This window comes from Paenibacillus sp. FSL W8-0187, from assembly GCF_037969755.1.
Taxonomy (GTDB): Bacteria; Bacillota; Bacilli; order Paenibacillales; family Paenibacillaceae; genus Paenibacillus_AQ.
In genome coordinates, this window is record NZ_CP150206.1 from 1,398,265 (window position 1) to 1,423,084 (window position 24,820).

General features: G+C 48.0%; 19 protein-coding genes, 2 pseudogenes and 1 riboswitch. Of the genes and pseudogenes, 14 read left to right on the forward strand and 7 right to left on the reverse strand.

From position 1 onward, the window contains the following. Positions 1-123: 123 nt before the first annotated feature. Together MKY48_RS06105 and MKY48_RS06110 are read right to left on the reverse strand one after the other, a co-directional pair. Positions 124-570, reverse strand: coding sequence for a hypothetical protein (locus MKY48_RS06105; protein WP_339292504.1), 447 nt, complete (start codon positions 568-570; stop codon positions 124-126). Positions 571-696: 126 nt separating this feature from the next. After that, a pseudogene (locus MKY48_RS06110) lies at positions 697-810 on the reverse strand (GNAT family N-acetyltransferase); the annotation flags it as partial. A gap of 170 nt (positions 811-980) precedes the next feature. Between MKY48_RS06110 and MKY48_RS06115 the strand changes: the two are divergent. Further along, on the forward strand, positions 981-1,163 hold the full coding sequence (locus MKY48_RS06115; protein WP_098742201.1) for a hypothetical protein: 183 nt from the start codon (positions 981-983) through the stop codon (positions 1,161-1,163). 264 nt (positions 1,164-1,427) lie between these two features. On the opposite strand, the gene MKY48_RS06120 is transcribed toward MKY48_RS06115, so the two are convergent. From MKY48_RS06120 to MKY48_RS06130, 3 genes are read right to left on the reverse strand one after another with little or no spacing between them, the layout of a single operon-like run. Beyond that, entirely contained in the window at positions 1,428-2,297 is an 870-nt protein-coding gene (locus MKY48_RS06120; protein ID WP_339292505.1) for an ABC transporter ATP-binding protein, read from the reverse strand. A gap of 20 nt (positions 2,298-2,317) precedes the next feature. Then, a complete protein-coding gene (locus tag MKY48_RS06125; RefSeq protein ID WP_076322771.1) occupies positions 2,318-3,364 on the reverse strand; it encodes an iron ABC transporter permease in 1,047 nt (348 codons plus the stop codon). Then, positions 3,361-4,344 carry an iron ABC transporter permease gene (locus MKY48_RS06130; RefSeq protein ID WP_076322772.1) on the reverse strand — a complete coding sequence of 328 codons (984 nt, stop codon included), beginning with the start codon at positions 4,342-4,344 and terminating at the stop codon, positions 3,361-3,363. Before MKY48_RS06130 ends, MKY48_RS06125 begins: the two co-directional genes overlap by 4 nt. Before the next feature lie 197 nt (positions 4,345-4,541). Between MKY48_RS06130 and MKY48_RS06135 the strand changes: the two genes are divergently transcribed. The 5 genes from MKY48_RS06135 (at position 4,542) to thiE (MKY48_RS06155) (ending at position 10,285) form a co-directional block, all read left to right on the forward strand. Further along, the gene (locus tag MKY48_RS06135; protein ID WP_339292506.1) at positions 4,542-5,564 is read left to right on the forward strand and encodes an iron-siderophore ABC transporter substrate-binding protein; all 1,023 of its coding nucleotides are present in this window, start codon (positions 4,542-4,544) and stop codon (positions 5,562-5,564) included. A gap of 1,224 nt (positions 5,565-6,788) precedes the next feature. Beyond that, positions 6,789-6,892: riboswitch (TPP riboswitch) on the forward strand. A 143-nt stretch (positions 6,893-7,035) separates the two neighbouring features. After that, positions 7,036-7,722: a thiaminase II gene (gene tenA, locus MKY48_RS06140; protein ID WP_339292507.1), complete on the forward strand. Its 687-nt coding sequence runs from the start codon at positions 7,036-7,038 to the stop codon at positions 7,720-7,722. Between the two features lie 51 nt (positions 7,723-7,773). Then, on the forward strand, positions 7,774-8,616 hold the full coding sequence (thiM, locus tag MKY48_RS06145; RefSeq protein WP_339292508.1) for a hydroxyethylthiazole kinase: 843 nt from the start codon (positions 7,774-7,776) through the stop codon (positions 8,614-8,616). Beyond that, a complete protein-coding gene (gene thiD, locus MKY48_RS06150) occupies positions 8,613-9,632 on the forward strand; it encodes a bifunctional hydroxymethylpyrimidine kinase/phosphomethylpyrimidine kinase (protein ID WP_339292509.1) in 1,020 nt (339 codons plus the stop codon). The genes thiM and thiD overlap by 4 nt, the downstream gene beginning before the upstream one ends. Further along, a complete protein-coding gene (gene thiE, locus MKY48_RS06155; protein WP_339292510.1) occupies positions 9,629-10,285 on the forward strand; it encodes a thiamine phosphate synthase in 657 nt (218 codons plus the stop codon). Before thiD ends, thiE (MKY48_RS06155) begins: the two co-directional genes overlap by 4 nt. Before the next feature lie 104 nt (positions 10,286-10,389). On the opposite strand, the gene MKY48_RS06160 is transcribed toward thiE (MKY48_RS06155), so the two are convergent. Further along, positions 10,390-10,917, reverse strand: a complete 528-nt coding sequence (locus tag MKY48_RS06160) for a hypothetical protein (RefSeq protein WP_339270899.1) — start codon at positions 10,915-10,917, stop codon at positions 10,390-10,392. A 252-nt stretch (positions 10,918-11,169) separates the two neighbouring features. Here MKY48_RS06160 and thiE (MKY48_RS06165) point away from each other — a divergent pair. The 8 genes and pseudogenes from thiE (MKY48_RS06165) to MKY48_RS06200 form a co-directional block, all read left to right on the forward strand. Next, a pseudogene (thiE, locus tag MKY48_RS06165) lies at positions 11,170-11,331 on the forward strand (thiamine phosphate synthase); the annotation flags it as partial. A gap of 265 nt (positions 11,332-11,596) precedes the next feature. Beyond that, positions 11,597-13,549 (forward strand): BglG family transcription antiterminator, encoded by a 1,953-nt coding sequence (locus tag MKY48_RS06170; RefSeq protein WP_339270900.1) that lies wholly within the window; start codon positions 11,597-11,599, stop codon positions 13,547-13,549. Positions 13,550-13,794: 245 nt separating this feature from the next. Beyond that, a complete protein-coding gene (locus MKY48_RS06175; RefSeq protein ID WP_339270901.1) occupies positions 13,795-15,807 on the forward strand; it encodes a PTS fructose transporter subunit IIABC in 2,013 nt (670 codons plus the stop codon). 421 nt (positions 15,808-16,228) lie between these two features. Further along, complete coding sequence (locus tag MKY48_RS06180) at positions 16,229-17,395, forward strand: dicarboxylate/amino acid:cation symporter (protein WP_339293474.1); 1,167 nt, start codon at positions 16,229-16,231, stop codon at positions 17,393-17,395. A gap of 144 nt (positions 17,396-17,539) precedes the next feature. Further along, positions 17,540-18,169 carry a TetR/AcrR family transcriptional regulator gene (locus MKY48_RS06185; RefSeq protein WP_339270903.1) on the forward strand — a complete coding sequence of 210 codons (630 nt, stop codon included), beginning with the start codon at positions 17,540-17,542 and terminating at the stop codon, positions 18,167-18,169. A gap of 24 nt (positions 18,170-18,193) precedes the next feature. After that, on the forward strand, positions 18,194-18,364 hold the full coding sequence (locus MKY48_RS06190; protein WP_339270905.1) for a hypothetical protein: 171 nt from the start codon (positions 18,194-18,196) through the stop codon (positions 18,362-18,364). A 761-nt stretch (positions 18,365-19,125) separates the two neighbouring features. Next, positions 19,126-21,279 (forward strand): fibronectin type III domain-containing protein, encoded by a 2,154-nt coding sequence (locus MKY48_RS06195; protein ID WP_339292511.1) that lies wholly within the window; start codon positions 19,126-19,128, stop codon positions 21,277-21,279. A gap of 757 nt (positions 21,280-22,036) precedes the next feature. After that, positions 22,037-23,299, forward strand: a complete 1,263-nt coding sequence (locus MKY48_RS06200) for a DUF4073 domain-containing protein (protein ID WP_339270907.1) — start codon at positions 22,037-22,039, stop codon at positions 23,297-23,299. Between the two features lie 81 nt (positions 23,300-23,380). Here the strand turns inward: MKY48_RS06200 and MKY48_RS06205 are convergent, their stop codons facing one another. Next, positions 23,381-24,793, reverse strand: a complete 1,413-nt coding sequence (locus tag MKY48_RS06205) for an MFS transporter (RefSeq protein ID WP_339292512.1) — start codon at positions 24,791-24,793, stop codon at positions 23,381-23,383. Positions 24,794-24,820 lie beyond the last annotated feature (27 nt).

Consider the following 24,820-nt stretch of genomic DNA (forward strand, 5'->3'; position numbering starts at 1 on the left):
AGATCCATAGCATGAGTGCGGCATTTGCGCATTCGGTATCATAGCGTGACCGCTCCTATTCAAGTGGGGCGGTCATTTTGCGTTTATCCATAATCGACGTTTTCGCAAGGCTGCTTTCCCGATCTAGGCGGAGGCTCCGCGTGAACCCGTCAGCAGCCAGCCTAATGCAATACCATACAGTAGATGACCGGCCAGCCAGAACAGAAGAGCAGCGAGGTCAGATAACTCCGGTGTACGGTCAGACAAAATGGTGGTCAGATACAGGAGAAGCCCTACGGCCAAACAGACCAGGGAGACCCAAGACAAGCTTCGCCAGCGGGTCCAATTCTTCTGCTTCAGAAAGACAGCCAGAGCGATGCTCAGCAGGACGGAGATGATGAGGTGCAGCGCAAACTCGATAATTTCGGAGAGCTTCAGCTCATTCAGGACAGGTACGTAGTCAATGTTTAGGAGCAGCGTGTAAACCTTCAATGAGGTGAAATGCTCTACGATTTTTAGGAACAGCCCGAGGAGAATGCCGGTGGTGATGCCAGCCCATACTGGCCTGTTCAACCTGAATTTACTCCACATGAGCGACGCCCCCTTTTTTGTTCATTGTATAATACCTGTCGATCCGATGCGAAACGAATATTCGCTGTACAACATTGGAACGAATCGAGCGAATACGATGGCAGGCGCATAAATGTACATATAATAAATAAGCGTCGCGATGCCGCGTCCCCGGGACCCCTGAAATACGGCTATAAGACGGATAATGAGCAAGTGGATTCCCATCTCCGGTTTTCCGTAAGCGGCCTCCGAGGAGAGGAACCGCAGGGCCTACTTCTTCGGCGAAGACGGCGAGCCGTGGAGATTGCCGTCAGCTCAGCCATGCAGGATGCAGGGGCCGTCAGCTTTGCATGTAACCGAGTCTTGTTTAGAAATTGTATAGTTCGGTCCTATACTCTAGTTCTATAGACTTATACAGCTGGAGTGATAGGATGACAGACGAGTATTTTGATGAAATGCGAAAATACGGCCACGAGGATGAGATGCGGTACCGAATGTTGATGCGAGGGGTAAAGAACCTGCTGGAACAACGGAAGCGTGAAAAGTCCAAACTGTTCAAAGGACTTCCGCTTCGACAAAGGAATAAAGTCCCGCGTGTAGGTAAATGGTCATAAGTTGTCGTTAACAGAACCGTCAGTGGAACAGCATGTGAGCAATGGAAGACAAAACATATGTTCATAGCGTTTATTACAAATACAAAGGCTACCCTCATGGTTTTGGGGTGGTCTTCTTTGTGTGTCCTCTTCATGTCTCACTGCATGTCTTTCTTCATGTCTCACTGCATGGGGGTCTTTTGTCTCTTCGCGTCAAGCCCACATAAAAAAGGCCGGATCCCACCGCTTGAATGCGAAAGGGAGTCGGCTTGATTGCAATTTATGCTACACGGGTGCCAGCTCAGGAGCTGGAGTCGGCGTTGTTGGTTGTTTGGGTTCCGCTGGTTCCGGCTTGACGGCTAAAGGCCGGCGTATGCCCTTCCCGCGCGGGACGCACATCGGGGTTCCGTACAGCGGATCCGGAATAATCTCGCACGGCAGCTGGAACACGGTCTGCATCAGCTCGGAATCGATGATATCTCCCGGTTTGCCCTTTGCCTTGATGCTTCCGTCGCGAATAGCAACGATATGATCGGCATAACGGCAGGCCAGATTGATATCATGCAGCACCATGACGATGGTCCGTTGTTCTTGAACATTTAATTCATACAGCAGATCCAGCACTTCGATCTGGTGCGTCAAATCCAGATAGGTGGTCGGTTCATCGAGCAGAATGATTGGCGTTTCTTGTGCCAGCGTCATCGCGATCCAGGCCCGCTGGCGCTGGCCGCCGGATAGCGAGTCAACCGTACGGTCAGCCAGTTCGGTCAAACCTGTGGAGGCCAGCGCCGCTGTGACTGCTTCCTCATCCTCGCGTGACCATTGACGAAGCCAGCTCTGGTACGGATAGCGTCCTTGCTTTACCAGCTGCATCACCGTTAATCCTTCCGGGGCGGTAGGCCCTTGAGGCAAAATGGCGAGCTTACGCGCCACGTCCTTGGTGGACAAGCCTGCGATGTCGGCCCCGTTCAGTACAACCGAGCCGCGCTGCGGTTTCAGCAGCCTGGCCATGGAGCGCAGCAAAGTGGACTTGCCGCAGCCGTTGCTGCCGATAAACACGGTGATTTTACCTATAGGCACGGTTAAATCCAGATTTTCGAATATAAAGTCTCCCCCATAGGACAGACCCAATCCCTTTGCTTCCAGCGTATTCATGACGCCAGCTCCTTTCGGTTCTAGAATCGATTGCGGTTACGATACAGCAAGTAGAGGAAGAACGGCGCGCCGATTGCGGCGGTGAATACGCCTGCCGGAACGTCGCGCGGCAGAAATGCCGTCCGAGCTACCAAGTCCGCGACAAGGAGCAGAATCGCACCGATCAGAGCGCTGACCGGCAGGACGCTCCCGAAGGAGGGACCCACCAGCCTGCGGGCCATATGCGGTGCCATCAGACCGATGAAGGCGATGGCGCCGCCGATCGAGATGGCTGCTCCGGCCAGAGCTACGCTGAGTCCGATTAGGATCAGGCGCTGTTTCTGAACCTGGGCGCCCGTGCTGCTGGCAACGTCGTCGCCCAAGGCTTGGATGTTCACATTGCGGGCCTGCAGCCATGTAAGCGGTAGAAGTACAGCTATCCAAGGCAGCAGGGTCAAAACGTCCTTATCCCAGGACATGCCGTAAATGCTGCCTGCCATGAAAGTAAGGGAGCGGTCGGCCAACTGCAGCGGTCCGGATATGATAAGCATATAGGAGATCGATTTGATTGCAGCCGATACTCCGATTCCGATCAAGACTAGCCGCAGCGGTGATACGCCATTTTTCCAAGCAAGCACGTACAGCAGTCCGGTTATGAAAAAAGCACCAAGGATGGCGAATAGCGGCATCCAATGGATCGATACGGTGCCTGTGAATATGAAGATGAAGAGAACCGCTCCAAGTGATGCTCCCTCCGTTATACCGATGACGTCGGGGGAGGCCAGGGGGTTGCGGATGACGCCCTGCAGAATAGCCCCCGCCACGGCGAGAGCGGCGCCGATCAGCACGGCGATAATAATTCGGGGCAGCCTTAGCTGCATAACGATAACCTGCTCCATGGGCGGAGCGTTACCGAACAATGCCTTCATGACATGAAGCGGCGAAACAAACTGGCTTCCTGTGCCTGTGCTAATAATCATGGCGGCGATGCAAAGCACGAATAGGATCAGACATACCCATAGTGTTCTTCTCTCTAGCATAAACGATACTTTAGCGTTCCTGGAGCGGAATATGCGGTGTTTATTCATTGTGCTCGTCTTCCTTTCCTGGCTATGTACACGAAGAACGGCACGCCAATGATTGCGGTCATCACGCCGACCGGGACTTCCTTCGGCATGGCAATATATCGGGAGCCGAGATCGGCCGTCACCAGCAGAAGTGCACCGAGCACCGCGCTGTAAGGCAGAATCCAGCGATAATCATTTCCTATTAAATGCCGAACGATATGCGGGATGATAATCCCGACGAATGCGATGGGGCCCGCAGCGGCAACAGAACCTCCGGCCAGCAAAATAACAGCCGCTGCCGCTAACAACTTGATGAGGGCTGTTTTTTGCCCGAGGCTCTGGGCGATGTCATCACCCATGGAGAGGGCGTTCAGATGGCGGCCCAGCAGGAGTGCAACCAGCATGCCAACGGTCATGTACGGCCACACGGCTGCAAGTTGGTTCAAATCGCGTCCGGCTACCGAGCCGACAAGCCATACCAGCACCTGATCGAACATTTTGCCGTCAGAGAGCATGAATCCCTGCGTTAAGGAATGGAAGAAGGCGGCTATGGAGGCACCCGCGAGGGTGATTTTTACTGGCGTCATGCCGTCCCTGCCGATGCTGCCTAGGAAAAACACGATACCGCCGCTTACCGCGGCTCCGATCAGCGCGACCCAGGTAAGAGATTGGAGTCCGCTTATACCCAGCCAACCCGCTGACATAATAATGAAGAAGGCTGCACCGGAGTTCACGCCCAGCGTGCTGGGTGATGCAATCGGATTGCGCGTGATGACCTGCATGAGGGCACCCGCAACAGCTAGGCTTGCTCCTACAGCAAGTGCAATGAGCGCCCGGGGCAGTCTTGCTGTGAGAATGATCAGATGCTCGTTGCTCCCGTTGAAGTGAGTGAACGATTCCAATACCTGATGAAGAGGTACGTTTGTTACTCCGAATGCGATGCTGCCCATGACGGCAGCAGCCAGCGCCAATAGCGATATGAATAGTCCGAATACGCGCATATATGCTCACTTTCTTAAGTCCATGAATAATTAAGTTCATATGAATTTTAGGTGAAGGGACCCGATCTGTCAATGAGCTTGATAATCATTCTCATAAATATCTTGATATTTTTCAGGAAACCCTTTATAGTTTTGAATCAGTGATTGATAATGATTTTCAAGTAGAAGGATATGACACAAGGGGGATTTAGATAGGAATGGGAAAAGGAATGGCAAATAAACCAACGAGAGGCCTCAAGTTTAGCTTGCTGGCTCTCATTATGATCGTGATTCTTGCCGGTTGTGGAGCAAGCCCAGCGAAAGAAAATACAAACAATACTGGCGGCGACACGACGAATAATGCAAGTGGTAACAATGGTAGCGCAGCAAGCGAATCCTATGAAGTTACACATGCGATGGGTACGGAAACAATCAAGGGAACCCCTCAAAAAGTGGTGGTTCTCACGAACGAAGGAACCGAGGCGCTTCTCGCATTGGGCGTGAAGCCAGTAGGCGCTGTTAGATCCTGGACAGGTGACCCATGGTATCCACATATTAAAGACCAGATGGAAGGCGTTACCGTTGTCGGGGAAGAGAGCCAGCCGAACATCGAACTGATCGCGGGCCTGCAGCCGGACCTGATTATCGGCAACAAGATGCGTCAGGAGAAAGTATACGAGCAATTGAAGGCGATCGCGCCGACCGTTTTTGCCGAGGATCTTCGCGGCGAGTGGCAGAACAATTTTGAACTGTATGCCAAGGCGCTGAACAAGGTATCCGAAGGCGAAGAGCTATTGGCTGCATACGACAAGCGGATTCAGGATTTCAAAGAGAAGGCCGGAAGCAAGCTGGACGAGACCGTTTCCGTGGTCCGTTTCATGGCTGGCAAGACGCGCGTGTACCATACCAATACGTTCTCGGGCGTCATTTTCGATAAAATCGGCATCGCCCGCAACGACATGACCAAGAACGCCAAGGACGATTTCGTTGACGAGATCACGAAGGAACGTTTGCCTGAGGCAGATGCCGACAGACTCTTCTACTTCACTTATGAAACCGGGGATGGCGGCGCCAACCAAACCGAGCAGGAATGGATCAACGATCCATTATGGAAAAACCTGAACGTCGTCAAGAACGGCCAAGCCCACAAAGTGGATGATGCAATCTGGAATACAGCAGGCGGCATCCTGGCGGCCAATCTGATGATTGACCAGTTGCAGGAGTTTTACGGCATTCAGTAATGAATGAAGACGAATGCTACAGGGTAGTATTATCGTATAGCAGATGATGCAAGGAAAAAGCTAAAAAAGGAGGCATCCCAAAAGATCTCAGATCTTGAGGGACGCCTCCTTTTTTAGCATCACAGCATCGCCAGTACTGCCGCTATAAGGCATGCCACACCGCACGCCAGCACAGCTTAACCAAGTCCCCTACTTCGTGCCGCTGCCCCTGACTGTTATCGGACTCCAGATCCCTTATTTCTCAATTTGACCCCGATTTTTAAATCTAACGGACACAGGATCCCTTATTACCAAAATAAACTGCCTATTTGCCATCATATTCTATGAATAACGTATCTGGTGTCCGTTAACTCTCAAAAATTACGCCTATTAAGCCAAATAACGTATCCTCAGTCCGTTACGCTCAAGGAGTAGCACGAAGTCCAGTAGATCATCAGTAGCCAAGACCAGCAAGTAGCACCAAGATCAGCAGTAGCACCAATACCAGTAGTAGAACCGAGCCAGCAGCAGCACCAATACCAGCAGTAACACCAAGATCAGTAGTAGCCAAGACCAGCAAGTAGCACCAAGCCAGCAGGTAGCAACAAGATCAATAGTAGCACTTAGACCAGCAGTAGCGATAAGACCACCTGTCAACGGACTCCAGGTCCCTTATTTCTCAAATTGCCCTCGATTTTTAAATCTAACGGACACAGGATCCCTTATTACCACAATTACCGGCCCATTTGCTATCATATTCTATGAATAGCGTACCTGGTGTCCGATAACTATCAAAAATCACACCTACTCAGCCAAATAACGTATCCTCAGTCCGTTACGCTCGAGGAGTAGCACCAAGTCCAGCAGTAGTAACAAGACCGGCAGTAAGCACCAATACCAGCAGCAGCCTCAGCTATACACGCTGTGTTACCCCGGAATCTACCTCTAAACCATAGCTACTCTGAGTTCCCGCCGGCCCCTACATCGATTATAATCCCAGCCATCCATGCATACCCCTAGACACCCAACGCTTATGTACTCATTATGTTGGGGAATACATGACAGCCGAGCGTCAGTGTTCCCGTAACAAGTTTCGGCCGCCGGCGTTTTTGCGAATGACCTCCGCCACCGTACATCATCCTAATCCCCACTCATGGGAAAGCTTCGAACGTGGGGCTTCGTTCACGAACAGTTAATGTTTGACAGCATCCATAAACCTATGTACAGTATTAGACAAAAGAATAGGAAGTCCACTAGGGGAGCCGTTGGCGGCTGAGACAAGAGCGTATCTTGGACCCTTTGAACCTGATCTAGTTCGTACTAGCGTAGGAAAGTGGAGCCTTCGTATATGAGGTCTTGGTGCGCCTTTTTTGGCGCACCCGGGCTTGTTGACGAAGCCGCTCCAGTTTTCGGGGGCGGCTTTTTAGCGTTGTCTGAAAAGTCGTATCTTACGGACTTCCTGCTCTTCAATATGTTGGAGGTGGGGACAAAAATGAGTTTCACGCAAGCGCTCCGTCAGCAGGCGGGAGACATTTTTCAAGCAATCTTCGATCATCCCTTTGTAAAAGGCATTGCCGAGGGGAACCTGGCGCGAGAACAGCTGATTCACTATGTGAAGCAGGATTTTGAGTATTTGAATGCCTACATGCGGATTTACGGTATCGCCATATCCAAATCGACCAGCAGGGAAGAGATCGCCACCTTTAACGAACAGATATCATTCATCCTGCACAGCGAGGTGCACCCGCATCAGAATTTGTGCGCAGCCGCCGGGGTGACCTACGAAGAGCTTCAGGGCTATCCGCTGGCTCCGTCCGCGCATCATTATATCCGACATATGCTGACGGTGGCGCATGAGGGCAGTCTGGGCGAGATTATGGCCGTATTGCTGCCTTGCCCATGGACGTATCTGGAGATTGGCCGCAAGCTGCTGGATGAAGTGAAGCCGGATGCATCCCATCCGTTCTATGACTGGATTTATTTCTACGGCAACCGTGGGGAAGACGCGACAGCCAAGTTCTGCAACCGTGTCGATGAATGGGCAGAGCATGCGACGGCCGCCGAGCGGGAACGGATGAAGGAGCATTTTATGCTGAGCTGCCAGCTGGAGTATATGTTTTGGGACATGGCTTACAAGCAGGAGGAATGGCCGGTGCAGCTTGAGGCTGCGGTGCTGTAAGGAGTCATAATAAGCACATAAATTCCAATATAGATAAGAGAGGCGATTCATATGCATGCATGGGAAAAAGAGGTTTCGGCGCTTTTAACGAAGGTACAGCAGACGAGCCCCCTCGTTCACAATATGACAAACGTGGTGGTTACGAATTTTACGGCTAACGGCTTGTACGCGCTGGGCGTGTCGCCGGTCATGGCTTACGCGCCGGAGGAAGTGGCGGATATGGCCGCCATAGCGGGCGCGCTCGTGCTGAACATCGGCACGCTGAACCGCGAGCTGGTGGATGCGATGATTCTCGCCGGGCAATCGGCGAATGCGCACGGTGTGCCGGTTCTGCTGGATCCGGTCGGTGCGGGAGCGACCCGTTTTCGGACGGAGTCGGCATTGCGGATTCTGAGTGAGGTGAAGGTCTCGCTCGTGCGCGGAAACGCGGCTGAAGTCGCTCATCTTGTCGGGGAGGCCCGAGAGATTAAGGGCGTAGACGCTGGCAACAGCACTGGCAGTCATCATGCTGAGCTGGCCGTGCGGGCTGCACGCGAATTAGGCACGATCGTGGCCATTACCGGTGAAGAGGACGTAATTACCGATGGAACAGAGGTGTGTATCATTACCGGAGGGAATGCTCTGCTTACGAAGGTGACTGGCGCAGGGTGCCTGCTGACCTCGGTGCTGGGTGCCTTTGCCGCAGTGGAAGCAGACCTGCTGCTTGCGGGTACGGCGGGTCTGGCCTTCTACGGGGCCGCGGCGGCGAGAGCTGCGGAATGCACGGCGGACCAAGGACCGGGAAGCTTCCAGATCGCTTTCTTGGATGAGCTGGCAAAACTTCATCCAGGCTCGTTGGCGGGATATGCCGCTGTCCGGGAAGCGGGAACGGCTGCCGCCGGTGGCGCACGATGAGCAAGACTCGCGTGCCCCGGGCACTGACGATTGCCGGGTCCGACAGCGGCGGCGGCGCCGGCATTCAGGCCGATCTGAAAACCTTCCAGGAACTCGGTGTATACGGCATGTCGGCGATTACCGCGATCACGGTGCAGAATACCTTGGGGGTTCACGGCGTATATCCGCTTCCCCCAGAGGCAGCAGCCGAGCAGATGGAAGCGGTTGGCTCAGACCTCGGAGTAGATGCATTGAAGACGGGCATGCTGTTCAACGCCGAGGTCATTCGGCTGGTTGCTGACCGGATTCGGGCATTCGGCTGGGGGAAGGTCGTTGTCGATCCCGTGATGATTGCCAAGGGCGGAGCGGAGCTGCTGCAAAGCGAAGCGGTGCAGGCTTTAAGAGAAGACTTGCTGCCGCTGGCCTTGATCGTCACCCCCAATATACCGGAGGCCGAAGTATTGGCGGGGATGCGTATCCGCACGATGGAAGATCGGAAGGAAGCGGCGAGACGTATTCATGATCTGGGGCCCAAGATTGTGGTGATCAAAGGCGGCCATGACGAGGGAATGCCGGGCGTCGCCGGTGAAGGTTCGGATCACCAAAGAGACAGAGGAGCAGATATAGCGGCGGGTACGCAGCAGGAAGAGTTGCCGCAGTCCGAAAGTACGTATGGCCAAACGAGAACTGCCAACCCTCTCGGGGAGTTAAGTGAGGGACGCTCTCCTAGTATCAAGACCGACGACAGATTCGGTAATGCCGAAAGTCCTCCGGTCATGGACCTCGTATACGATGGCACTGCCTTCTCCGAACTATACGGCAAAAGAATTCATACCGTTCATACGCATGGTACCGGCTGTACTTTCTCTGCCGCCATCACTGCAGGCCTGGCCAAAGGCTTGAGTGCATTCGATGCGATTCAGAGCGGGCGCTTATTCATCCAGGCCGCCATTGAGGACGGCTTAAACCTGGGGCAGGGACACGGCCCCACGAATCATTGGGCGTATCGTCGCCGCCGTCAGGAGGTGCTGCGATGACGGGGAGAGTGACACCCGAGATGATGAGGCAGCATCTACGGATGTACCTCGTACTCGGCAGTGTGAACTGTATCGAAGAGCCAAGCCGGATTGTGCAGGAAGCACTGGCTGGCGGCGTAACCATGGTCCAGTTCCGCGAGAAGGGACATGGCTCGCTTGTTGGCGTGCCGATGATCCAGTTGGCTCGCCGGATCCAGGATCAGTGCCGCCAAGCGGGCGTACCCTTCATCGTCAATGACGATGTGGAGCTGGCACTGAAGCTGAACGCCGACGGCGTGCACGTCGGCCAGGACGACGAATCCGCGGCTTCCGTCCGCGAGCGGATCGGCAACCGGATTCTCGGCGTTTCCGCCCACACGGTGGAGGAAGCGCGGCGCGCGATTCTCCACGGTGCCGATTATCTTGGCATCGGGCCGATCTATCCGACCCGCTCGAAGGATGATGCCAAGACTGCGCAAGGCCCAGCAATTCTCCATGAGCTTCGCGAAGCTGGAATCCACCTGCCGATCGTTGGGATTGGCGGGATTACCGTGGAGCGCGTGGAGGAAGTGATTGGAGCGGGTGCGGATGGCGTCGCGGTGATATCCGCCGTGACGGGAGCGGAGTCGATACGGGAGGCTGTGGAGGCTATTGTAGATAAGAGCTTCAGGTAGTGGATGTTTTTCATGTGAAAGGATGTTAACAATTAATAGAACTTACTATAAAAAAAGAGTGTCGAAATTTTTCGACACTCTTTACAACTATAGGGTAAATTTTATCAGTTTAAGTGTTCTGCTTTTCCTTCTACATACCATTGTTTTGATCCATTTGAGTTCTTCGTTTTCATGTTAATAACAATATAAGAGCCATCATACTTCTGCCAAAACTGCTTGGCTTCCGTTAACTCGGAGTTTATTAGAATAGCAGGCATGTAATCCCCTACTTCTAGGTTTGCTCTTCTTTCTTCGCCATAAAATGCATCAATAAAAGACGATTTCTCTTCTGATTTGAATTTTGAGTATAATTTATCTTCAATCTCGATGGAGCTTATCATATTCCATTCGCTTAAGTCTTGTTGTGTTGTCAATGTCACGGATTTAATTGAATGATGTAGGATCGTTTCTTTCCCTAAATTCCATGAAGAAACAAGTTTGTTTTCTACGTTTTTAATATATTGTTGTTCTTCTTGATTTTCTGTATTAAAAGAGAAGATGTTTGTTAATGAGTCACTCGCATAAACACTAGAACCTGATATAGCAAATGCTAGACCGAGAGTTATTATAGCAGTTCTTTTTTTTACCTTCATTAAGATGCTTCCTCCTTTAGTCATTTGTTTTTTAGTATATTTACTGAACCTGAATTAGTTACATCACTGCCAGTAAGAGGCGAAAGGAGAGAATTCCAATTCATAACATAAAACTCGAATGTTTTATGTGTACAGCTTGAGATATTAGCTGCCGCGCTTCTTAAATAATTTTGGGTTTATACTAATAATAATATAAGATTTACAATATATGAAATTAAATAGGACTCATTGACCAAAATTAACAATAAATACCTATTGATTGGCGGGATTACCGTGGAGCGCGTGGAGGAAGTCATGGGAGCGGGTGCGGATGGTGTCGCCGTGATATCCGCCGTGACGGAGGCGGAGTCGGCGCGGGAGGCTGTGGAGGCTTTTATAGGAAAGATATGCCGTGCAACCGAACGAATTTCTTGAGATGTAAGAGGATTATAATACGGATCATGAACAAGAGTGCCGAAGTTTCTGCGGCACTCTTGTTTTGTTAACGTCAGATTTTAAAAAAACGGTATATGCTCAGCTTTTCCGTCAACATGCCATTCTTTTGCTCCATCCGCATCTATCCATTTTCGTGCAGCATCCCAGATCAGATTGCTATACAGACCTGGATATGATATACGTAGGACTATGTACCTGCTCCACATTTAGAGAGCTCTCCAAATAAGTTGAATAGGAGATCGGAATGAATAATAGGCAAAAAGAGATTTTTCGCAATTTGTTAATGGAACCGAACCGGTTGTGGCTCGTTCAGGATCTGGCGGATCAGACCGAGTGCTCGGAGAAGACGATCCGGAATGATCTGAAGGTAATTGATGAATATATAGTTAAGCACTCCAGTGGTAATCTGGTGAAAAGGCCGGGACTCGGCGTTTATCTGGAGATCGGGGAAGCAGATCAGACTGATTTATTCCAACGTTTGTATTCAAACGAGAGTTCCACCGAGCATGTATCCGATGAGGAAAGGGTGCTGCATCTGGCTTACCGGCTCTTGATGAACGCGAAGCCCGTAACCATTCAGAACCTGGCTTCTTTGTTTTATGTGAACAAGACGATTATTCGTCGAGATATGGAGAAGATTGAGGGCTGGCTGCACAGCTTTGATCTGAACTTAGTGACTAAGCAGCGTGTGGGCTTAATGATTGAAGGCTCGGAGAAGAACAAACGGATGGCGCTGGCGCGGTTGAACCAGTTGATCAATCGTCCGGAGTTGACGGGACAGATGATGCGTAAGCAGTATGAACCGCATGAGATTGCAACCGTATTCAATGAGTTGAAGGCGTTGCAAAAGCAACATCAGCTCCGCTTCACCGATGAAACCTTTGAAAGTCTGATGCTGCATATTCTGCTTATGGTCAAACGGACCAAGCTGGGACAGCCGATTTCGCTTTCTGGGCAGGACATAGCCTTTTTGGAGAACAAAGCGGAATTTGCATGGGCGATAGACTTTTTGAAGAAGCTGCAAAAACTGTTCGCCGTACCTTTTTCCAAGGAAGAAACCGCTTATCTAACCCTGCACCTGCTTGGCGGGAAGTTCCGATACACGCAGGAGGATGAAGGCGCCCGGCGGAGTGATCTGGCAGACAGCCACCCCCTGCTGCCCCAATTGGTTGAGCAATTGATTCGGCGGATGTCGGAGTTGAATATGATCCCTTTCTCCAAGGACCAGGTATTATTGAACGGGTTGAAAGTGCATTTATACACGACCATGAACCGTCTTCATTATGGTCTGGCTGTGTCTAATCCGATGCTGGCTGAGATCAAAAAGATGTACCCCTACATGTTCGATCGGGTCATCATGGCATTGGAAGAGGTAGGGGGAGCGCTCCAGCTGTATTTTCCCGAAGAGGAAGCCGCCTATTTGACGCTGCACTTTCAGGCGTCTGTGGAACGGCTTCACCAGAATGAAAGCCATCCTCAGAAGGCCATTATCGTGTGTCATATGGGCGTCGGGATGTCCCAATTGCTTCTCGCGAAGGTGGAACGGAGATTCCCGTCCGTGCATGTAGAGACAACGATGTCCAAAGCGGAAGTGGAGGATTATCTGGCAGCTCATGAGGTGGATCTTATTATTACAACGGTGGATCTGCCCAAGCTAAAATCACCTCACATCCTCGTTTCCCCACTGCTCGAGGCCAGTGACGAGCGTAAGCTGGAGCAAGCGATCCGGCGGCTTGATGAGCCGGATTGCAGGGCGGCTGAGGAATCAGTCTTTTTGAAATATACGACACCTTTTCTCGTCTTTCCTCAGCAGGAGATAGAGCGCCCAGAACAGTTAATCGCCAAATTTGCGCATATGCTGGAGGACAAAGGGTATGTCGAGGCAGGCTATACGGAAAGTGTGCTGGATCGTGAGAATATGTCTGCTACGACGATTGGCGGGGGCATTGCCATCCCTCATGGCAGCCCGAAGTGGGTTAAACAGTCCTGCATCGTGATTGTTACTCTGAAACAGCCGATCACCTGGGGAACCGAGAAAGTAGAGCTTGTGTTCTTGCTTGCGGTTAAGCACGATGAGCGGGAAGAGATGAGGCAGCTGTTCAGAGAATTGTCGCATATCAGTGAGCAGCCGGCTTTGGTCAGTGCGTTATCTAAGGAGACGGATGCGATGCGATTGCTGAGTACGTTAAAAGGGTAATATTAGTCTTAGAAACATTGATGATCAAGCAGGACGTATACGTCCTGCTTTTTACATTCTTTTTTGGGGTCCCCGGAAAGTATTTGGAATAAGCATCGTAGAGGCTCCACTTGGTGGGGACATTTTATTGCGATATAAACCTGTTTTTCCGGAAGTTCCGGTAAAAAGTTCATCCGATAACAGCGTTTTTAGCCTGTACACTATAAATGTAAGCGGGAACATGAGAGCAAAGGAGAATGACGATCATGAAAATATTAGCGATTACTTCATGTCCTAACGGAATTGCACATACGTATATGGCTGCTGAGAATCTGCAGAAGGCAGGCGCGAAGCTGGGCGTTGAGTTGAAGATCGAGACTCAAGGCTCCATTGGCGTGGAGAATCAATTTACGGAGCAGGATATCCGTGAAGCCGATGGTATTATTATCGCTGCGGATAAAACGGTGGTGAAGGACCGGTTTGTCGGTAAAAAACTGCTTGTCGTTGGTGTGCAGGATGGTATCCGTCGTCCAGAAGAGCTAATCCAACAGATGATAAAAGGGGATGTGCCAGTTTATCAGGCACAGTCCAAGTCAGCTGAAGATATGACAGGAGAGAACAAACCTAAACAAAATCCGATTTACCGTCACTTGATGAACGGTGTATCCTATATGGTGCCGTTTATCGTGATCGGCGGGCTGCTCATCGCAGTCGCACTGACGATGGGCGGTGTGAAAACGCCGGGTGGACTGGTTATACCGGAAGATTCGATCTGGAAAACGATTGAGAGTATCGGCGGGGCTGCGTTTACCTTTATGGTTCCGATTCTTGCGGGATTTATCGCCATGAGTATTGCAGACAGACCGGGTCTTGCACCAGGTATGGTTGGCGGGTTCATTGCTGCGAACGGCAGCTTTTATGGAAGTGAAGCGGGAGCGGGATTCATCGGCGGGATTATTGCCGGTTTCCTGGCGGGTTATGTTGCACTTGCTATTAAAAAGATCAAGGTTCCTCGGTCGTTGCAGCCGATTATGCCCATTATCGTTATTCCGGTACTGGCTTCTCTAATTGTAGGGTTAATCTTCGTCTTTGTAGTTGGTGCGCCAGTTGCGAATCTGTTTGAAGCGTTAACGGTCTGGCTCGCGGGCATGCAGGGCACAAGTTCGATTCTGCTCGCGCTTATTCTGGGCGCGATGATATCTTTTGACATGGGTGGTCCCGTGAATAAGGTTGCGTTCCTGTTCGGCTCGGCCATGATCGGTGAGGGAAATTATGTGATCATGGGACAAATTGCCGTTGCCATCTGTGTTCCTCCGATTGCGATGGGACTGGCAGCCATGATGAACAAAAAGAAGTTTACACCTGCGGAACGCGAAGCTGGAAAAGCAACATTTACAATGGGACTGTTCGGGATTACCGAAGGAGCGATTCCATTCGCGGCGCAAGATCCTCTACGCGTTATTCCAAGTATCATGGTCGGCTCGATGACGGGTTCGATGATTGCAATGTTTGGTAATGTCGGTGACAGAGTAGCCCATGGCGGACCGATTGTAGCCGTACTCGGTGCCGTTGATAATGTGTTGATGTTCTTCCTCGCTGTCATAGGCGGCGCAGCTGTATCCATTATCATGGTGAGTCTGCTCAAGAAAGATGTTGCAGGTGTGACTCCGGCAGTTGTTGGAGAAGGAGCGAAAGAAACACCGGCCAGTGCACGTAAAGAGTTGGCAGCAGACACAGCTGCACCCGTGGCTGCGGACTCAGCGGAAGTGACTTCAACCGTGACCCATAACGATACAGCAACCGAAGCACCTGCTATCCGCGTCGAGAAATTGACAGACATTGTAACAATGGATCTTATTAATCTGAATCTGACCGGAACGACACAGGATGCTGTTATTGACGAAATGATCGGTGTATTGGAGCGGAATGGGGCGGTAAGAGCTGATGGAGATTTTAAACAGGCCATATTAGCCAGGGAACAAGAAAGCTCCACAGGCATCGGCATGAATATTGCGATTCCTCACGGTAAATCGGATGCTGTCCTGAAACCAAGCGTGGTCTTTGGTATCCAGCAGGATGGTGTTGACTGGAAGAGTCTGGATGGCAGTGAAGCCAAATTGATCTTTATGATTGCCGTGCCGCGGAATAGTAAACAGAATGCACATTTGAAAGTGCTGCAAATGTTGTCCCGCAAGCTGATGGACGATGATTTCAGAGAAGCGCTCTTGGCGGTGACCACCAAGGAAGAGGCCTACCAATTGCTCGATCAGGTGCATTAATTCAAGCCACCGAGTGACTTCACCTAGCCATTGGTTCGGTGGGCAACAGTAGCCAAAGAGCTTGGCTTATAGCAGAAGGATAATGGCTGATCTGTTGGAATTAATCCTGCCGTTATCTCATCATATTAGGGTTCTATGGAACCATTCCAATGAAGCCAGCCCCTACACAGAAATGAGCGGGGCTGGCTTCAATTTTTTTGTGCATGCTTGAATCGGAGTAGGCATTTCGCCGTTACATTATTTATTTGGTGTCCATCTCTGTCATCTGATCTGTTACTGGTATGTTACGTTGTCATATTTTGCATAATGACAATGATATCCAGAATATGATAAAGTTTGTTCGTTCCATGTCCAATGGATTGTGTCCGTTTGGAGTGGACAATAAACGGAAATAAGATCTGTGGGTGATAACAGCATGAACATGAAAAAACTCGGTTTGCTGCCGAAAATCCTTATAGCCATTTTGCTCGGCATTGCGATCGGATCGTTCTCACCGGAATGGCTGGTTGCCGGATTAGCTACCTTTAGCGGGTTGTTTGGAAACTTTCTTGGTTTTGCCATACCTTTAATTATCATCGGATTTATTGCTCCCGGGATCGGGGAGCTGGGAAGAGGGGCCGGTCGCCTGCTGGGCGTGACCACGGGCCTTGCTTATCTCTCCACTGTTATCGCGGGGCTGTTGGCGTTCTTGGCAGCGACGCTATTGTATCCGTATATGTTGGAGGTTGGTGGTCTGGTTAATTCCTACTCCAATCCGGAAGAGGCGCTGCTGGAGCCTTTTTTTAAAGTTGACATGCCGCCTGTTTTCGGGGTAATGACTGCTCTACTGCTAGCCTTTACACTTGGGCTGGGAGCGGCTGTAATCAAGGGACAAACCTTGCAGAAGGTCATGGTTGATTTCCGGGAGATTGTGGAGAAGCTGATCGCCTCGATCATCATTCCGCTGCTGCCGTATCATATCCTCTGCGTGTTTGCCAACTTAACCTATGGCGGGCAAGTGACCACGATCCTGTCGGTCTTTGCCAAAGTATTCATTATGATCATTGTCCTGCATGTGCTGTTCCTGATCATACAATACTTGGTTGCGGGGCAAGTCACGCACAAGAATCCGTTTGCCATGCTGAAGAACATGCTGCCGGCTTATTTTACGGCGATAGGTACGCAGTCTTCTGCCGCTGCCATTCCGGTTACGCTGCGTCAAACCAAGCTGAACGGGGTCAGCGGGAAGGTCGCTGATTTTGTCATCCCTCTGTGCGCAACCATACATCTATCCGGTAGCACGATTACGCTGGTAAGCTGCTCGATGGCCGTGATGCTGCTGACGGGGATGCCAACTTCCCTCGGCATGATGTTCCCATTTATTCTGATGCTGGGCATCACGATGGTTGCCGCTCCAGGAGTCCCTGGAGGTGCCGTCATGGCAGCACTCGGATTGCTGGAGTCCATGCTGGGCTTCGATACAACGCTGACGTCGCTCATGATCGCCCTCTATATTGCGCAAGACAGCTTCGGAACGGCTTGTAATGTAACCGGAGATGGAGCAATCGCAGTGATCACGGACCGCGTGAGCAAATCTGAGCCTGCGTAAATAATGTAGCGCGGATTACTACTTTGCATCGCGGACGGTCAGGATCCAGCAATCTATATGAGTTCAGGCGGAAGCCTGCCCATTTCCGAAAAGATGGGCAGGCTTTTTATTGATTTTTTTGTACGATCGTACTAAAATATAACCATGAATACTAAAAATAAAATGAATGACCAAAAGGAAATGTCTTTTATTGAGAAGGCCCGCCGTGCGCAGATCGTGGCATGTGCGATCGAAACCATTGCCGAGGACGGTTATGCCCAAGCTTCGATAGGTCAAATCGCCAAGCGTGCCAACGTTAGCAAAGGGGTGATTTCCTATCATTTTGCAGGCAAGGATGAGCTCCTGGAGCAGGTGGTGACGGAGTATTATATCGCCTTTGAGTCCTTTATGCAGCCAATCCTGCGTGACGAAGCTTCTCCGAAAAACAGGCTCAAGAAGTATATTGAAGCGAATTTGGAGTTTATCGCGGATCATCGGAAGATGGTTTTTGCCGTTGTGGAAATCGTGACGGGCATGAGGACGAAGGAGGGGAAGCCTCGGTTTTCGGCGGATACGGATGAAGGTGTGTTTCAACCGATTGAGGCGATTCTGCATGCAGGGGCGAAGGAAGGAAGCTTTCGAGAATTCACCCCGTTATCCTCCCGAGTCATGGCGCTCGCTATCGGGCATGCCATCGATGGATTCAGCCTGGAATTGATGAGAAACCCCGATCTTCACGTAAAGGCTTATGTACAGGAACTGATTACGATCTTTGATCACGCCACGCGCAAATAAGAACGCTCCCAAGGAGGAGAGAGCATGTTGATTTATTATGTGGTGGAGTGCTTTTGCTGCAAGAAGACATTTCGGCTGTACGAAGGAAGCACGGGATATAAAAATTTCAAGGAAAACCAGAAAGGGAAATATTCCTGCGAGTCATGCAATCATAGCATACGGCTTGAGGCGCTCTTTAATCTGCTTAAGAAATAAGAAGGAAGAAAAAGAAAAGGATAATAATGAAATGACAAGAACAATTATCTGGGCCCCATCGCTTTCGCCGCGAGCATCAGCTGCATTGCGGCATGAAATGGTGGGTATCGGACGGTAGGGTTACGCTGGTGGATATGTTCTCGCATACGCATATGTGGAATGCTGTTCACTACTAGTTTGGAACGGGAAAATGTGTGTGAAGTTAATTTGGGTATGCCCTCTCTTGATGGAGAGGGCTTTTTTTCTAGGGAGAGGATGATTACAATGGGGGGGCTACATCCAAAAGACAGTTTGCAGTTGGCTCAAATGACCGAACGCATCCAGCCTGACACTCTGCAAACTATAAAACGAGACAATTAAATTAATTCTATTATATGGTATTATATTTGAATAATTTTGAACAGAAAGGAAGCCAATCGTGCTGTTTCGAAAAGCTACGGATATACCGCAGTTAATTAAATTTCGTAAGATATTACTACGTTTATGAGGATAACAGTAGTATGGGTGAAACATTTAGAAACTACTTTGATTCCTCATTATCAGACAAGATTCGTAGTATGAGTTGCTGATGATGACAGAGTATTTATATCAACAGTATGTAGGTTTTATTTTCAGGCCTTAGATACTTCCAGAGTCTTAATTTGAATCTTTAATCTTACTATACAAGACTAAAGATTCAAATAATTTACTATTAAGAAGAATTTCGAGATATCCGATAATAAAAGAGAGTCTATAATATAAAAAGGAGATGATTAAATTTTATGAAAAAAATTACAGGATTAAGTATTTTTATTCTATTATTTGTATTATTAGATACTTATGCCTATGGGGAATCCGTAAAAGAAATGCAGGGTAATTCATTCCCAAGCGGGACTATCGCAACAGCTAGCAGCGTAGCGGATTCGTATATTCCCGCAAATGTAATCGATAAAGATTTAAAAACAAGATGGAACGCAACAACATACCAAGCAACGCTGCAACTTGATTTCCCAACGGAGTTGAATATTTCTGCAGTGCAACTAGCAGCAGTTGCCACTCCCACAACGGATGAGGAGTACACGGTCTTTGGATTCAAAAATGGATTATGGACACAAATAAGTGAGCCTACGATAAGAAATGTTCTTGCTTCAGCCGAAAGTACACCTGTTGTACTGGAGTCTATTCCAGTTAATCCAGGCAACTACGATGCGATTAAAATAAATATTGATGGTCGTAATTCATGGGTAGCCATAAATGAAATAACATATATAAATCAGTCATTAAATGCCCCGCATCTTGAAAAGATAGTAGATGGACCGATTTCTTTATATTGGAACTCGGTTCCGGGAGCGACTCATTACGAAGTGAAACGATCCGAGACACCTGGGGGTCCTTATACAACTATTGCTACTGTTCAGGAAAGACCTTGGTTAGGGTATCTAGATGAAGAGACGTACAGTGATGAGAATCATTATAAGGATTATTATTATGTCGTAACGGCATTGAACGGATCGGAAACGAGCCCGAACTCAAATGAGGTATCCTTAATCCGGCCGAGCACGCCTATAAATGTTCAAGCAGTACCAGGGGACAAAGAAGCAATGGTTACGTGGGATAAAGTGGATAATGCAACCAATTATGAAGTGAATGTTGCGACTTCGGAAGAGGGCCCCTATCAGTATGTTGGATCCGCAATTGATAATAACAAAACAGTGACCAAATTAGTAAACGGAACGAAATATTATATTCGGGTGGTTGCGAGGAATGAAGATGGGTACAGCAGGTCTTCGTCACCAGTTTCAGTTATACCGGGTATAAATCAGTCATTAAATGCCCCGCATCTTGAAAAGATAGTAGATGGACCGATTTCTTTATATTGGAACTCGGTTCCGGGAGCGACTCATTACGAAGTGAAACGATCCGAGACACCTGGGGGTCCTTATACAACTATTGCTACTGTTCAGGAAAGACCTTGGTTAGGGTATCTAGATGAAGAGACGTACAATGATGAGAATCATTATAAGGATTATTATTATGTCGTAACGGCATTGAACGGATCGGAAACGAGCCCGAACTCAAATGAGGTATCCTTAATCCGGCCGAGCACGCCTATAAATGTTCAAGCAGTACCAGGGGACAAAGAAGCAATGGTTACGTGGGATAAAGTGGATAATGCAACCAATTATGAAGTGAATGTTGCGACTTCGGAAGAGGGCCCCTATCAGTATGTTGGATCCGCAATTGATAATAACAAAACAGTGACCAAATTAGTAAACGGAACGAAATATTACATTCGGGTGGTTGCGAGGAATGAAGATGGGTACAGCAGGTCTTCGTCACCAGTTTCAGTTATACCGGGTATAAATCAGTCATTAAATGCCCCGCATCTTGAAAAGATAGTAGATGGACCGATTTCTTTATATTGGAACTCGGTTCCGGGAGCGACTCATTACGAAGTGAAACGATCCGAGACACCTGGGGGTCCTTATACAACTATTGCTACTGTTCAGGAAAGACCTTGGTTAGGGTATCTAGATGAAGAGACGTACAGTGATGAGAATCATTATAAGGATTATTATTATGTCGTAACGGCATTGAACGGATCGGAAACGAGCCCGAACTCAAATGAGGTATCCTTAATCCGGCCGAGCACGCCTATAAATGTTCAAGCAGTACCAGGGGACAAAGAAGCAATGGTTACGTGGGATAAAGTGGATAATGCAACCAATTATGAAGTGAATGTTGCGACTTCGGAAGAGGGCCCCTATCAGTATGTTGGATCCGCAATTGATAATAACAAAACAGTGACCAAATTAGTAAACGGAACGAAATATTACATTCGGGTGGTTGCGAGGAATGAAGATGGATACAGCAGGTCTTCGTCACCAGTTTCAATTATACCGGGTATACAAGAAACAGATAGCAACAATAACTAGTTTTTACTTTACCTAATAACTTCCTCAAATGAATTGCTGGATCGTGAGCTGCTGCTTATGCTGATCAAGCACATCGAAGTTTTAAGAAAGCGGAGAAGTTAAGGCCGTATCCTGTTAAAGTTAAACGATATTACGTAGCGGGAAGGCACTGATTTCCGGCCCCTTCCCACCTTGTTATGTGTTGAATCAGCTTCCCCTACACATGGGAGCACTATTCACTGTTAGCGCGAATGGACAATTAAACCGGAGACGCATTGGCGGAACTAGCAAAGAGGGGCGGAGAGCCCCTCTTTTTTGTTAAACTTCACTATGTTGTTAATGCAGAGATTTGAATCCAATTATTTGGGAAATCATTCGATAAAGGATTAGAAGTGTTGTTTAATATATTCGGCAATATGTTGATGGCTTTTAACCCTGACATGGTATTTGTGGAAAATGGTACAGATCAATTATTCAGAAAAGAAAATGGCTGTCATTATAAATACAAAGCTGGGTCAATACCAGAAAAAGTATCTAAGATAATTAATTTACTACGATTTCCACATATTTATCAGGAGTAGTTATAAAAAACACATTCACATTCGAATGTGTTTTTATTTTATATAAATATTGCTACAGCTTTGGTTTATTTACATTTTTTTGTTCATTATTTACTCCAGTAGAATATTACCTTAATATTTCCTGTTTACAATATGATAGAAACTTATATCGTTTTGCGGATGATATTCTGAAATGATGATAACTAGGAGGAATAATTGTGAAGAAGCTACTAACAAGCATTATGGCAACATCTATTATTTTCAATATGGGTGCTTTTTCAGGATCAGCGCAAGCAAAACTGGATGAGCTTCTATTCTCCAAAGATCCAGGTCTTACTTTTGATGTCATTAGTGACATTCAAGGGGATTACAACGACTTTAAGCATGTGCTTAACGATATGAAACAGGTAAACCCTGCTTCAAAAGCATTAATCGTGAATGGTGATATTACAGACCGAGGGTGGGACTTTGAATATCAAGCCGTACAACAGGTGTTAGATAGTAATCTTCGTCCAGAACATGTTTGGTACAGCATAGGAAATCATGAGTTTTATAAACCGAAATGGGCAACACCGAACAAATTAGCGCAAAACACGTGGCCGAATAATACGCCGGAATCCGAAATGTTCGAAAATTTTTATAACTTTACGGGCGAAGAGAAAGTCTATCATAAAAAAGAGTTAGACGGATATCCGCTGCTTTTCATAGGAACCGAAAAATATATGCATTATCATGATAAATCCTTGTGGGATGAGGTTTATCTTAGTGATGAGCAGCTTGATTGGTTAAAGCAGAATCTTGAAGAATATTCAAAGAATGATCCCAATAAACCCATCTTTCTCTTTAGTCATCATGTCCTCAAGGATAGTATTTCAGGCTCCAATCAATCCCCCTACACAGGTGATTACTTAGACCAGGATAAATTAGAAGGAATCTTAAAGGATTACCCACAAGTCATTCTCTTTACAAGCCACAGTCACTGGGATCTGAATCTTCCGGATTGGGCAGGTAAAAAGGTAGTTGAAGGTGGAGATAAGCGTGGTTTTACTGTTGTGAACACAGCTGGTATTCAAATGGGCTGGGCATCGGCAGGTCCTAATGGTGGCGAAGTGCAAACCGGCATTGATTTTAAACAGGGACTTCAGGTTGAAGTGAACGGAAATGATGTGAAAATAAAAGCGTATGATTATAAAACAGATAAAGTTATTAAAGAGCTGGGTGTGCATCATGGTACGGTTGCTCAATTACCACCTCATGTTGAAGCTGATGATGAGAAAAATGAGCTTATTGGTGCTACCCAGTACATGGAGTACTCTGTGAATGGAAATGGAAATGGAAAAGGGAATGGGAATAGTCGCTGGGTTGACTATGATCCGAAGAACCCTCCAAAATTTGAAGGAAACCAAAATGTATTCGTTCGCCATAAAGGTGAAATGAACCTGGAAGATGGATTATCTAAAAAGGTGACTTTCAAAAAATAATCTGAAAAAACAGAGCGCTGATTTTATCAGCGCTCTGTTTTTTGCGTACAACTAACCCGATCTGACTTGGGCATTTCAATATCAACGTTTCGAAGTAACGGGTTCGCTATTCATCTTTTCGTCCGCATCCATTTTAACTGCACGCCCAAACTGTACATAATAAAACGCAGCTACCACAACGATAAGAATGGCAAGCACCATAAAAATATTGCTATAGATGATAGTCGTGCTATTTTGTGGTATCGGATTTAAGCGAATGGTCGATGTGCCCAAATCCAGTATCTTGCCGATAACAGCAGTTGATGTTGCCGTAGAAATAAAAGTGATCATGGAGAATAATCCCATACCTACTCCTATATGCTCTTTTGATAGCGTTCGTGAAACGGTGTTCGACATCGCAATTTGCATGAACGATTGACCAACAGCACCGAAAATAAGAAAGATCCCAATAAAAACTGGCGGCATGCCAACGACGGAAGACAAAGAGATAAAGCCAATCAGAAGAAGTGCCGCTGCTGTATAAACAAGGAACGGATTTCCCTTTTCATCTGCTAATTTGCCGCCGCGCCGACCCAAAAATGCGGCCATTAAAGATGACGGCAACATAACCATTCCGATGAAAACAGGTGACGAATGGTTTACAGAAGAAAGCAACTGAGGTGTAATGAATGGAATGGCAAAGCTAATCCCGATCATTACGAAAGTAATAATTAGACCAAATGTAAAAGGTTTGTTTCGAAATATAGCCGGGTTAATGAATGGCGTCGAAGTGTATCGTATACGTAATAAGAAAAAAATGAGAGTAATAGTACCCACCAAGGCAAACCAGATACTTCCGTTTGTTAAAGCCAGTAACAGAATGGCCACTGTGCCTGCTAAAAGCAATCCGCCAATAAAGTCGATTTTTCTGGAAACTCCCTTTTCTTCATCTAAATATTTCCGATACATCGGTAACGTAAGCAACGATAAAAGCGAAATTACAAATAAAACCCGCCAGTTCCACGTACTGCTTACCACTCCAGCAATGATCGGACCCATTGCCAAACCGAGTGAAAATCCGATTGCAACGGTACCCAACGCACGACCGCGGCTTTCAGGAGAGAAGTAACGAACCGGGACGATCATTGCAATCGCTGGAATGACCGATGCACCAGCTGCCTGCACAATTCGACCCACAATGACCATCCAATATTGAATAGCCGCTAAGCCTACAATAGATCCAATTGCAAAAAGTAGCAGGCCAAACGTCAACAAATTCTTCAGGCTGTATCTGTCTGTCAATTTTCCGTAGGTTACCGAGCCGATTGCGTATACAATCATATAGCCTGTGATGATCCAGCTCGCTTGCGATGGAGAAAGTTGAAACTGTTCGCTGATATTAGGAAGTACAATATTAAACATGGTTGCATTCATGACGGAAATAATGAGCGTAAAGACAAGTAAACCAAGTAATAACTCTCTGTTATTTTTTTGAACGCTTTGATTGGATTGCATTGGAATGCCTCATTTCTATAGGATAAA